Origin of the sequence: Bacteroides sp. An19 (assembly GCF_002160215.1) — a bacterium.
Taxonomy (GTDB): Bacteria; Bacteroidota; Bacteroidia; order Bacteroidales; family Bacteroidaceae; genus Phocaeicola; species Phocaeicola intestinalis.
In genome coordinates this window covers 1-12,511 of sequence record NZ_NFKD01000016.1, presented here as the reverse complement: position 1 = coordinate 12,511, position 12,511 = coordinate 1, and the positions used below count along the sequence as shown (strand labels likewise).

Annotated in this window: 9 protein-coding genes; 8 read left to right on the top strand and 1 reads right to left on the bottom strand. The window is 48.9% G+C overall.

Annotated elements, in window-relative coordinates; translation table 11 throughout:
* The first annotated feature begins 270 nt into the window (after positions 1–270).
* The 4 genes from B5F25_RS08405 (at position 271) to B5F25_RS08390 (ending at position 2,841) form a co-directional block, all read left to right on the top strand.
* Positions 271–963, top strand: coding sequence for a porin family protein (locus B5F25_RS08405; protein ID WP_162614380.1), 693 nt, complete (start codon positions 271–273; stop codon positions 961–963).
* A 192-nt stretch (positions 964–1,155) separates the two neighbouring features.
* A complete protein-coding gene (locus tag B5F25_RS08400; protein WP_087248917.1) occupies positions 1,156–1,911 on the top strand; it encodes an exodeoxyribonuclease III in 756 nt (251 codons plus the stop codon).
* Positions 1,908–2,276: a diacylglycerol kinase family protein gene (locus B5F25_RS08395; protein WP_087248916.1), complete on the top strand. Its 369-nt coding sequence runs from the start codon at positions 1,908–1,910 to the stop codon at positions 2,274–2,276. The genes B5F25_RS08400 and B5F25_RS08395 overlap by 4 nt, the downstream gene beginning before the upstream one ends.
* 4 nt (positions 2,277–2,280) lie before the next feature.
* Complete coding sequence (locus tag B5F25_RS08390) at positions 2,281–2,841, top strand: phosphatase PAP2 family protein (protein WP_087248914.1); 561 nt, start codon at positions 2,281–2,283, stop codon at positions 2,839–2,841.
* A gap of 341 nt (positions 2,842–3,182) precedes the next feature.
* Here B5F25_RS08390 and B5F25_RS08385 read toward each other — a convergent pair whose 3' ends face one another.
* The gene (locus tag B5F25_RS08385) at positions 3,183–3,647 is read right to left on the bottom strand and encodes a MaoC family dehydratase (protein WP_013618596.1); all 465 of its coding nucleotides are present in this window, start codon (positions 3,645–3,647) and stop codon (positions 3,183–3,185) included.
* Positions 3,648–3,950: 303 nt separating this feature from the next.
* Here B5F25_RS08385 and B5F25_RS08380 point away from each other — a divergent pair, with 303 nt between their 5' ends.
* From B5F25_RS08380 to B5F25_RS08365, 4 genes are all read left to right on the top strand, one after another.
* Entirely contained in the window at positions 3,951–6,452 is a 2,502-nt protein-coding gene (locus B5F25_RS08380) for a heavy metal translocating P-type ATPase (protein ID WP_087248913.1), read from the top strand.
* Positions 6,453–6,557: 105 nt separating this feature from the next.
* Entirely contained in the window at positions 6,558–7,364 is an 807-nt protein-coding gene (locus B5F25_RS08375) for a hypothetical protein (protein ID WP_140406894.1), read from the top strand.
* A 2-nt stretch (positions 7,365–7,366) separates the two neighbouring features.
* Positions 7,367–11,620 carry an AAA domain-containing protein gene (locus B5F25_RS08370; RefSeq protein ID WP_087248909.1) on the top strand — a complete coding sequence of 1,418 codons (4,254 nt, stop codon included), beginning with the start codon at positions 7,367–7,369 and terminating at the stop codon, positions 11,618–11,620.
* Positions 11,621–11,633: 13 nt separating this feature from the next.
* The gene (locus B5F25_RS08365) at positions 11,634–12,380 is read left to right on the top strand and encodes an SDR family NAD(P)-dependent oxidoreductase (protein ID WP_087248954.1); all 747 of its coding nucleotides are present in this window, start codon (positions 11,634–11,636) and stop codon (positions 12,378–12,380) included.
* The last annotated feature ends 131 nt before the right edge of the window (positions 12,381–12,511 follow it).

Sequence of the window (12,511 nt, the reverse complement as noted above, 5' to 3'; positions counted from 1 at the left end):
AAATGAAATGATATTATCAGAAACACAGATTTTCGCGGATTAACGCAGATTACTTTAATTTACGATTTGACAATTTACTATTTGAGCATTAAATCGTACTTCGTAAATCGAAAAATAGTAAATCAAAAGAATCCGCGAAAATCTGCGTTAATCTGCGTTTCTGAGCTGACACATTATATAAACTATTTGAATATCCGCAAACATCCCATGTAGGGGCAATTAGGTGGAATGCGGATATTAAAATAAACTAATTCTCAACATCTACTTATGATGAAAAGACTTTACATACTTATCATTACCGGACTATGCCTGCTGGGGGCATCTCCCGCCCAGGCGCAACTGCAAGACCAGCGGAGCAACCTCTCCATAGGCGTAAACGGCGGCGTCAATTTCAGCTCTATCAGTATCACGCCCAGTTTCAAGCAAGGCAAACAGGTAGGGCCGGCATTTGGACTGACCGTGCGTTATATCGGCGAAAAATATTTCAAGATGATATGCGGTATACAGGGAGAAGTGAATTTCTCGCAACGCGGATGGAAGGAAGTGATAGAAGATGGGACAGGCGATACATATCACCGCACGATGAGCTACATCGAAATCCCCCTGCTCGCCCACCTGGCTTTCGGTAAGGACAAGGGGAACGGCGTGCGTTTCGTGCTCAACCTGGGACCGCAAGTGGGATACCTGATAGGGGAAAAAGAAACGATGAGCGACCCTTGGGACCCTTCGGGACGTACTCCCAACGAGCAATACGGCAAGATGGCAGACCGGAAGTTCGATTATGGCATTGTAGGCGGGGGCGGCATGGAGGTACGTACGGGTATCGGTCATTTTGTGCTGGAAGCCCGTTATTACTTCGGCTTGTCGGATTTTTACAACAATTCAAAGAAGGACCCGTTTTCGCGCTCGGCACATTCGTACATCGGTGCCCGGCTGACTTATCTGTTTGACTTAAAGAAATAAGTAAGTAATCAAAATTAAAGATATTATCTTTTGAGGAGTTAAGGAGTTAAGGAGTTAAGAAGTTAAGCCAATACCTCTTGTGTATGCGGTTCTTTGACTTGCTATTGGCTTAACTCCTAACGGAGCAAAGCGGAGTGATAACTCCTTAACTTCTTAACTCCTATAATTCAACATCTACTAAAAAAAGAACGTATGAAACTCATCTCTTGGAACGTAAACGGACTGCGGGCGTGCTGCGACAAAGGCTTCCGCGACGCATTCACTCAGTTAAATGCCGATTTCTTCTGCCTGCAGGAGACCAAAATGCAGGCAGGGCAGCTCGACCTGGCTTTCGACGGCTATACCTCGTATTGGAACTATGCCGAGAAGAAAGGCTATTCGGGCACCGCCATCTTTACCCGCCACCAGCCCCTGAACGTAAGCTACGGCATGGGCATCGACGAACACGACCGTGAAGGACGTGTCATCACCTTGGAAATGGAGAACTTCTATTTAGTAACGGTCTATACCCCCAACTCGCAGGACGGACTGAAGCGCCTGGACTACCGGATGACGTGGGAGGATGCCTTCCGCCGGTACCTCTTGGAGCTTGACGCAAAGAAGCCCGTGCTGGTATGCGGCGACCTGAACGTGGCGCACAAGGAGATAGACCTGAAGAATCCGAAGACCAACCGCATGAACGCAGGCTTCACCGACCAGGAACGCGAGAAGTTCCAGACCCTGCTGGACGCGGGATTCATCGATACGTTCCGCTATTTCTATCCCGAACAGGAAGGCATTTACTCGTGGTGGTCGTACCGCTTCCGGGCACGCGAGAAGAACGCGGGGTGGCGCATCGATTACTTCCTCGCCTCGGCACGGCTCGCCGGCAAGCTGGAGAGCGCAGCCATCCATACCGAAATATTCGGTTCCGACCATTGCCCAGTAGAGGTGTGCGTAAGGATATGAAAAACGACGGCTTTACCTTCCGCAAGCGGATGAAGAGTTTCCGCTATGCATTCCGCGGGATATACCTGCTCGTCCGCTACGAACACAATGCGTGGATACATTGTGCCATCACCGCATGCGTGCTGGCGGCAGGCTTTCTTGCCGGATTATCGCGCATGGAATGGGTCGCCATCGTCCTGTGCATCGGCATGGTATTTGCCGCCGAAGCCCTCAATTCCTCCATCGAGGCGCTTGCCGACAGGGTATCTCCAGCATACGATGAAGCCATCAGGCGGACCAAAGACCTGGCCGCCGGAGCCGTATTGATTCTCGCTATCGCTTCCGCGGCAATCGGGCTTTTGATATTTATCCCCAAACTATACTGAACAGATGAAGCTGAAAGCATTTACACTATACATCCTGCTCCTCCTTACGCTTCCGCTTTCCGCCCAGCAAATCGAGGTCAGCGGTTCGCGCAAGGCGGTGCGCACGTCGGGCGATGTGGGAGCGGTATTGCTTCCCGTGGCAGGACTGACCGCCGTATTGATTCAAAAAGACTGGGAAGGGTTGAAACAAGGGGCATTCTCCGCCCTTGCCACGGCAGGCGTCACGTATGCCTTGAAGTACAGCATCAGGAAAGACCGCCCCGACCACAGCGACCGCCATTCGTTCCCCTCGATGCATACCGCCACATCGTTTGCCGCGGCGGCATTCATCCAAAGGCGGTACGGCTGGAAATGGGGGCTTCCGGCATACGTGCTGTCCACCTACGTGGGCTGGAGCCGGATATACGGCAAAAAGCATGACGGATGGGACGTACTTGCCGGAGCAGCCATCGGCGCCGGATGCTCGTACATCTTCACCCGCCCGTTTGCCCAAAAGCACCAGCTGGCAATCAATCCCGTAGCCGGCGACGGATGTGTCGGGATTTATACTTCGATGAGGTTTTAAGGAAGGAGTTAAGGAGTTAGAAGGAGTTAAGGAGTTAAGGAGTTAGAAGCCAATAGTTTTTTGAATATCCGCATTTCACCCAATTGCTTTGTAGGGGCGTATCGCATACGCCCGAATACGTCAACTAATCCACGTGGATGTCTTCAGGGCGTATGCCATACGCCCCTACATGGGATGTTTGCGGATATTCAATTAGTTTTGTTGGTGGAAGCACTCGTGAAGGTATTGGCTTAACTTCTTCTAACTCCTTAACTCCTCTAACTCCTTCTAACTCCTTCTAACTCCTCTAACTCCTTCTAACTCCTTCTAACTCCTCTAACTCCTTCTAACTCCTTAAATATTCAACAGAAATAATACAAGAACGTGGCGATGCCTTCCAAGGCTTTCTTCTTCTGTCCCTCGATTTCGATGAAGAACTTAATTTCGGCCTTTGCCGTGCCGCGCAAGTTGACCAGCGAATGGAGTTCAGCCGTCATGCGGATGCGTTGCCCCGACAATACAGCCTGGCCGAAACGCATCTTGTCCATCCCATAGTTTACCATCATCTTCAGGTTGTTCACTTCGATAATCTGATTCCAGAAATACGGAAGCAGGGAAAGGGTCAGATAACCGTGTACAATGGTGCTCTTGAAAGGGCTTTCCGTTTTCGCACGTTCCACGTCCACATGAATCCATTGATGATCCAGCGTAGCGTCGGCAAACTGGTTGATACGCTCTTGCGTCACTTCCAGCCAATCGGACACGCCGATTTGCTGGCCTAACAATCTCTCAAATTCTTCGTACGAATTAATTACTACTTTGCTCATACACCTTATGTTTAAAAACTTGTTATGAAGAACAAAGGTAAATAAAAAAACAGATAAGATTGCATGAGTTTAGAAGTATTTTGCCGATAAATGTCGGATTTTGTGGGCTTTTTGTCTGTTTGTAGCAAATAGTTGCTTGTGCCGGATTTTATTGCGGAGTCAAGTCGTACATGACTCCGAATTTCCAGTCAAGAATTTTTCGCAAACCAATTTTGTTTTACTATAAAATATATCCATAATAATATAAAGGTATATCCGAAAGGCTTGTTAACTTTGTAACCAAACTATAAAATGCGAATTGATATGAGTCAATCTACAATCCATAAACAGACGTTTCCCGTATTGGGTATGAGTTGCGCTGCTTGTGCCGCACGGGTGGACAAGACCCTGAACCGCCAGCCTGGCGTATGTGAAGCAAGTGTGAATTATGCAGCGGCTACGGCCACCATAACTTATGATGAAACGCAATGTTCGCCCGGACAGTTGAAGAAAGCTGTGCAAGATGCGGGTTATGACCTGGTGACTGATACGGAAAAGAATAGTGTTGAAGTGGCTGAAAATGCTCATACCGAGCGTTACAAGCATTTGCGTTTCCGTACCTTGTGTGCCATAGCCCTGGCTTTGCCTGTTGCTGTTATCGGCATGTTCTTCATGGATATGCCCTATGCCAACTGGATTATGTGGATTCTTTCCACACCCGTGATTTTCTGGATGGGGAGTGAGTTCTACATCAATGCCTGGAAGCAATTGAAACATCGTTCTGCCAATATGGACACGCTGGTGGCAAACAGCACCGGCATCGCTTACCTGTTCAGCCTGTTCAATCTGTTCTTTCCTGATTTCTGGTTAGAGCGTGGCGTGATGCCTCACGTCTATTTTGAGGCGTCAAGCGTGATTATTGCCTTTATCTTGCTGGGACGTATGCTGGAGGAACGTGCCAAGGGACAGACGTCCAACTCTATTAAGAAGCTGATGGGCTTGCAACCCCGTACCGTGACCCTCGTCCATGCCGACGGGACGATGCAGGTGGTTGGTATTGATGAGGTGAAGGCAGGGGATATGCTGGTGGTAAAACCGGGCGAACGTATCGCTGTAGACGGAAAGGTGACCGAAGGAAACTCGTATGTTGACGAGAGTATGCTAAGCGGCGAACCCGTGCCGGTATGGAAAAAAGAAGCCGACAATGTCTATGCCGGAACCATCAATCAAAAGGGAAGTTTCCGTTTCCGTGCTGAAAAGGTGGGAGCCGATACGATGCTGGCACACATCATCCGTGCCGTGCAAGAGGCGCAGGGAAGCAAGGCACCGGTACAGAAGCTGGTTGATAAGATAGCTGGTATTTTTGTTCCTGCCATTATGGGGATAGCCCTGCTTACGTTTATTCTGTGGCTGGTATTGGGCGGGACAAATGGTTTTACCCACGGTTTGCTGTCTGCCGTAACGGTGCTGATTATCGCTTGTCCTTGTGCATTGGGGCTTGCCACTCCTACCGCCATTATGGTGGGTATAGGCAAGGGGGCTGAACAAGGCATTCTCATCAAAGATGCCGAGAGCCTGGAGGTAGCGAAAAAGATAGACACGATTGTGCTGGACAAGACCGGTACCATTACCGAAGGGAAACCCGTCGTAACCGATGCCGTATGGAATACGCAGGACAAATATCTGCAAGCCGTTTTCTATGCATTAGAAAGATGTTCCGAGCATCCGTTGGCAAATGCGGTTGTACAGTATGCGGAAAGTCTTGCTGATGCCGGAGCACGCATTGTTATCGAGCATGCGGAAAGTGTGACAGGGCAGGGCATTAAAGGTACATCGAACGGCAAAGCTTATTATGTGGGTAATTCCCGCTTGCTGGCAGAACATCATATCCGTATTGCTGATGAATTACAGAAACAGGCGGATGTCTTTGCTTCCGAAGCCAAAACGGTTGTATGGTTTGCCGACGCCGAAGTAGCGTTGGGGGTATTTGCCATAGCCGACCGTATCAAGCCCACTTCGAAAGCTGCCGTCGAAAACCTGCAACGCCAAGGCATATCGGTGATGATGCTTACCGGTGACAATCGGGTGACGGCGCAAAGTATAGCCCGCCAGGTAGGTATCAATGATTTCCGTGCAGAGATGCTTCCGCAAGACAAGGCAGAGGTTATCAGGCATCTTCAGGCAGAAGGCAGGCACGTGGCGATGGTGGGCGATGGCATCAATGATAGTTCGGCACTGGCACATGCCGACCTCAGCATTGCGATGGGGCAAGGAAGCGATCTGGCGATGGATGTGGCAAAGATGACTTTGATTTCGTCCGATTTAGGTAAGATAAGCGATGCCATCCGGCTTTCGGTCTTCACCACCCGTACCATCCGCGAGAACCTGTTCTGGGCATTTATTTATAACCTGATAGGTGTGCCCATTGCTGCCGGTATCCTTTATCCGATAAATGGTTTTCTGCTCAATCCCATGCTGGCTGGGGCGGCAATGGCTATGAGTAGTGTTAGTGTAGTGACTAATAGCCTGCGCCTGCACCGCAAGCGCATCGGAAAACCGGTAGAGGCTGTATCTGTGGAGCCTGTTCCCGGGCAGGTCGTTTCGCATGCCTTAAGCCGTACCTATCGTGTAGAGGGAATGATGTGCAATCATTGCCGCACGTATGTGGAAAAGGCGTTGAATTCGATAGCAGGAGTAGAAGCACAGGTGACACTGGAACCTCCTGTCGCTACTCTTACTTATGCTGATGGCAAAGCATTGCCATTGGATGCTTTGCAACAGGTAATTACCGAAAAGGCTGGAGACTATACCATTAGCGAGGAATGAAAAAGGAGTTAACGCCTTTTAACTCCTTTATCCCCTGCAGAGGAGTATTTTGGAAAAATAAAAATCGTATCTTTGTCTCATTGTATAACATTAGGAAATGAAGATATGAAAAAGACTCTTGTAAGAAGTTTATTATACATTGTCCTGCTGGCTGGAATTGTTTCGTTTGCTTCGTGTAAGGACGATGATTATGGAGCTATTTTTTTGTCGCTTTCATCAGAGGCAGACTTGGATTTTACCGACAGTGTCCTGACGCTCAGCCCGTACAGCGCAGGGGCTACGTTTCATATTTCGGGTGGTGACGGGATGTATGTCATTACCAATCCCGATACCACTGTTATCGACTATCGGTATGATGGGAATGTATTGACCGTGATACCTGTAGGACTGGGCAGTGCCGAACTGAACATTACCGACCGGGCATGGAACCGGTATACCCTGCAGGTTACCGTGGCTTATCCCGAAACAACCTATACGATAAGCCGCATTGAAGGCGTGGTGCAAGGTGCAGAGCTTACACAAAGCCAGACACTTGCCATTCAACGTGATATTGAGAGCGCCCCGTTGGTGCAGGCAGGTGGAAAATATGTGTTCACCTATACCGATAAGGAGGCTGCGTCGGGTATTGTCACCATCTATCCTTCGGCTTCGACCAGTAATATGTTGCATGGTATCTTTACGCAGACAGAGGATACGGATCAGACTCGGATACATATCGTACTGACCAACGGAAGTACTTATGAATTTATATTGGGTATGACTTCTGTACTATTACCCGGATATGATGACAGCCGGACGGAGACGAGTCCTGCGCGAGTCTTGATGCAGGATGTTACCGAGACCTACCGTTCACTGTATCCGGCATTGGAGAAAGCATATTGTGTGCAGCATATTCCTGGTGAAGCCCTCTGAACATGGCAGAACGCATCGAACTTCAGGCGTTTGATTTGTACCGGCGAATCGAACAGATACATCATAGACCTCCAGTTGCTCCCGAAAATATAAAGCCTAAATACGCCGCCCTTTACAAGGTGTTGGAGGAGGCTTGTTACGAGTTGACGCAAGGCATTACCCTTTCGTTTTCCAACTTGTTTTCCAGGCTGGACTATGTATGCAAGGAAAAGGGGATGACACCATCCGACCGTTATGCCGTCCAGACCATGCGCCGGAATGCTAAGGAAGCGATGCACAAGGGATTCTCTCCCGATAAAGAAACCTATCTTTCCGATTTGCGTGCACTTTGCCGTTTTGTGTCGGTGGCGTTCGGTGAAGATATTCCGGTATCACTGATAGCAGACCTTCCTCATCAGAACCGTCCGTATCACGTCTCTTCTTTGAAGCATGTACCGTATGTGCGTGCGGTGGTCTCCAGCTGGACCGATGAACGTATTTATGCAGCTACCGATAACGGAGAAGACCCGTTTATCATCATCAATTACAGGGAAGGCGGATATAACGGTGATATGGCTTATTTGTCCGGGCTTCTGACTGAAAACATGCAGCTCAATCTGCTGGATGTACGTATCGACGAACATCACGAGTATGTTCCGAAACTGATTGTGGTACACCCTGATTACCTGATAGATATCAGTTCACTTGCCGTTTGCTTCCGTGAGTACGGGCATCATCCGCTCAATTATTTCATCAACAAAATCAGGCCGAAAGCCAATACATACCATATCCTATTGGGAAACCTTGCCGGACAGTTTCTCGATGATTACATCAACGAGCAGGAGGATATTCCTGTCACTTATGCCCAAACGGTGAAGAAATTCTTCGCTACATCGGCATTGGAGTTCTGTACGTGTGAGATTCCCAATGATTTCCACTCCTTGGCACAGACACAGATGATGAACATACGTTCGTTTGTTCACGACCTTTTGCCGCATAACCTGGAAGCGTTCGAGCGGCGGGAGGCTTGGCTGGAAGCATCTTTCATTTGCGAAAGTCTCGGCCTTCAAGGGCGTGCCGACCTGTTGCAAAAGGACCTGAAGGTGCTTATCGAACAGAAATCGGGCAAACGGGATGAGTACAATCATCGTCATAAAGAAGACCATTATGTGCAGATGATGCTTTATCAGGGGGTACTGATGTACGGTTTCGGCAGGAGTGCCGATGATACGCAAACTCTTCTGTTGTATTCGAAATACCAGGACGGGCTGATGCTGGAACACTTTTCGGAAAGCTTGTTTCGCGAATGTATCCGTTTGCGCAATCAGATTGTGGCAAACGAAATGATATTGGCAAACGGGGGTATCGCTGCAATCATAGACCAACTGGATGTGGAGGTACTGAATGAGAAGAAAGACCACGGCAAGCTTTGGACCCGTTATCAGGAACCTGAATTGTGCAGTCTGATTCACCTCCTCAAGCAGGGAGACCCGTTGGAACAAGCTTATTTCCGCCGTTTTTTCACTTTTGTATCCAAGGAGCAATTATTGGGAAAGACGGGAGGGAATACCGGTTCATCGCAAGGGTTTGCCGGTTTGTGGCATACGCCCCTTGCCGAAAAAATAGAGGCGGGTAACATCCTGTTGGGCTTGAAGATTCTTTCCCGCCGTCAGAGTGCACCGGGTAAAGGATACGATCGGATAGAATTGAGTGTTCCTCGGCAGGGAGATGATTTCCTTCCTAATTTCCGTACGGGAGATATAGTCGTGCTGTATGCTTATCGTGGTCAACCTGATGTGCGCCGGCATATCCTGATGAAAGGTAATCTGGTAGAGATTTATCCCGACAGGATACTTGTCCAGTTACGTAACGGACAACAGAATCCCGACATCATCGGAACGGATACAGATACTTTTGCCATTGAGCACGATTTCTCGGATGCTTCTGCCGGCAATGCCATCCGTGGACTGTATGCTTTCCTTTCCGCTTCTACCGACCGAAAGGACTTATTGCTGGGCAGGCGTGTGCCCGGACGGGATACTTCACGTACATTGAACGGTTCGTACGGAAGGTTTGATGAACTGGTCTTGAAAGCAAAGCAATGCGATGATTATTTCCTGCTGGTTGGTCCACCGGGAACGGGCAAGACTTCGTGTGCCCTGCGCTATATGGTGGAAGAAGCATTGACCGACCCGGCGTGTTCTTTGTTGCTTTTGTCTTATACCAATCGTGCTGTAGATGAAATCTGCAATATGCTGACCAGTTCGGGCATTGCCGGACGGCATCCCTTTATCCGCATCGGGAACGAACTGGCCTGCGATAAGCGGTTTGTGCCTTATCTGTTGAATAATAGTCTTGCCGATTGTCCTAAACTGGCAGATATCCGTGGGAAGATACTCCGCACCCGTATTTTCGTGGGAACTACTACCGCCATTAACGGACGTCCTTACCTCTTCCAGTTAAAACGTTTCACCCTTGCTATCATCGATGAGGCTTCGCAGATATTGGAGCCCGACCTTATAGGCATTCTTTCTGCGCGTCACAAAGACGGGAATGCCATTGGCAAGTTTGTCCTGATAGGCGATTACAAGCAATTACCTGCCATTGCTTTGCAAAGCGAGGAAGAAGCCCGGGTGACCGACCCGTTGCTGCTGGAAATCGGATTGAATGATTGCCGTAATTCTTTGTTCGAGCGCTTGTACCGTGGGTGCAAACCAGAGTTTTGCAGTATTTTGCACAAGCAAGGACGGATGCATCCTTTAATTGCAGAGTTTCCTGACCATGCGTTTTATTCCCGCGAACAATTGGAACCGGTACCGCTTCCGCATCAGCAAGAAGCGTTGCCTTACGTCCTTCGTGAACCCGAAGACAACCTTGACCGGCTGATGTTGTACCGGCGTATGGTGTTCATTGCATCCGATACGCCGGCAGATACGGCTCATTCCGAAAAGAGTAATCTTTACGAAGCACGCATTGTCGCTACTTTGCTTTGTCGCATCTACCGGTTTATGGGAACGGCTTTTGATGCTGGCAAGACTGTAGGGGTTATTGTGCCTTATCGCAATCAGATAGCCATGATACGGCGGGAAGTGGCACACCTGGATATCCCTGAGCTGGAGAAAGTAACCATCGATACGGTAGAGCGTTATCAGGGAAGCCAGCGTGATGTCATTATCTATTCGTTTACCGTACGCGATTTCAATCAGCTAAACTTCTTGACTGCCAATACGTTTCGTGAAGGCGATGCGATAATCGACCGTAAGCTGAATGTGGCAATCACCCGTGCCCGTAAGCAACTTTTCCTGACCGGAAACCCACGAATATTGGGAGCCAGCCTTACGTTTTACAAGCTGATGGAGTATATCCGTATGCATAACGGTTATATCCACGTGCCACTCGACCGGTTTTGCCAAGGTGATTTCGAATTGCCTGACCTCAAATCGGGATGGGACTTGTGTTCTGATAATTATCCCTTGTCGCAGCCTTTTGGGCAAACATTCGATGCAGTAGTCGCAGATTTGTTTCCCAAGATACCTGTCAATGTCAACGATGATACACAGGTACGTGAACAGATAGCTTACGGACGTTGCGATTTTCAGTTTGCCGGGTATCCTGACCGGCTGGTACAACTGTATACCTATTATTATATGCGGCGCAGTTATTGTGCGGCCCGCGCTTTCTACGAACTGGTAGGAGGATGGCTTTTCCCTGCTGTCCGCAACGTGTCGGCAAGGGTGGTTTTTTGCGACCTTGCCTACGAGGGTGGAGCTTCGGGACTGGCATTTGCCGATGTGTGCAAACGTTTGCCGCACATCGACCTTGCCTATCTGGGGGTGTGTCCGGTAGAAGAAATGCTTGATATTGCGCGTCTGATGTTTCGTTCGGATGCTTACCGTCTGGTACAGACAAATTTCTATACTCAAGCAGAGAAAGTGCCTCCGGCTTTCTGGAAAATGCATGCAAAAGTATCGGAACTGATAGTTTTCAATGTGTCGAACCTGTTCGACCGCATTACGCCCGGAAAGGCACGCGGCTGGGCCGAATACCTGAACCGGTTGATTGCGGATTACCCGCTCAACCATTATGCCGTGTTTTATCGGGATGATACGGGTGAACGTGCCAACCGTCATTCTTACGATGTGTTCTGTGCACACCTTTCTCCGGCATTTGCCATGCTTAATGAACGTATGCCCCTGAATGGAGACTTTTATTATAACCGGCATGCCGGAAGTGTTCCTGCATCAGAATCTTTTATCTATGAAGTACGAACTACTTAACTTCTTGACTTTTATGAATCTACAGAATCAGAAACGTGCAGTCATTGTAGGAGCTACCTCCGGCATCGGATATGAAACCGCCTATCTTTTGCTGAAAGAAGGCTGGATACTGGGCATAGCCGGACGTCGTGAAGGGTTGTTGAAGGCATTTCAGCGTAAGGCTCCTGCGCGCATTTATTACCGTGTAATAGACATCCGGAAAGAAAATGCCCCTATCGAACTGGAGGCGTTGATAACTGATTTAGGTGGTATGGACTTGTATCTGCATTGTTCCGGTATCGGACATCAGAATTACAACCTCGATGCCGATATCGAGACTGATACGGTACAGACCAATGTAGTAGGGTTCACCCGTATGGTAGATGCGGCATTCCGTTATTTCGGAAACCGGGGCGAAGGGCACATTGCTGTAATCAGCTCCATTGCCGGCACCAAGGGACTGGGCATCGCTCCTGCTTATTCGGCAACCAAAAGATATCAGAATACCTACATCGACGCCCTTGAACAGCTTGCCTGCATGCATGGCTGGACAGGTATATGTTTTACCGATATCCGTCCAGGGTTTGTCCAGACAGATTTGTTGAACGACGGAAAACATTATCCGTTCCTGATGCGTCCCGGTAAGGTGGCACGTTGCATTGTCCGTGCTATTCACAGCAAGCAGCGTATGGTAGTCATCGACTGGCGTTACCGTCTGCTGGTAGGAGCCTGGCGTTTGCTTCCCCGCTGGTTATGGAAACGTCTGCCGGTTAAGAATTGAGAAACGGTTTTGAGAAGCTGTTTTGAATTTATCGTGCGCTGATTTGGGATGAGTTTTTGAGGCATTTTCGCTTCTGTGATGAGGAAGATAGCGGGCTATCTGACGAAGAACAGGAGCGAAAAGGACCAAAA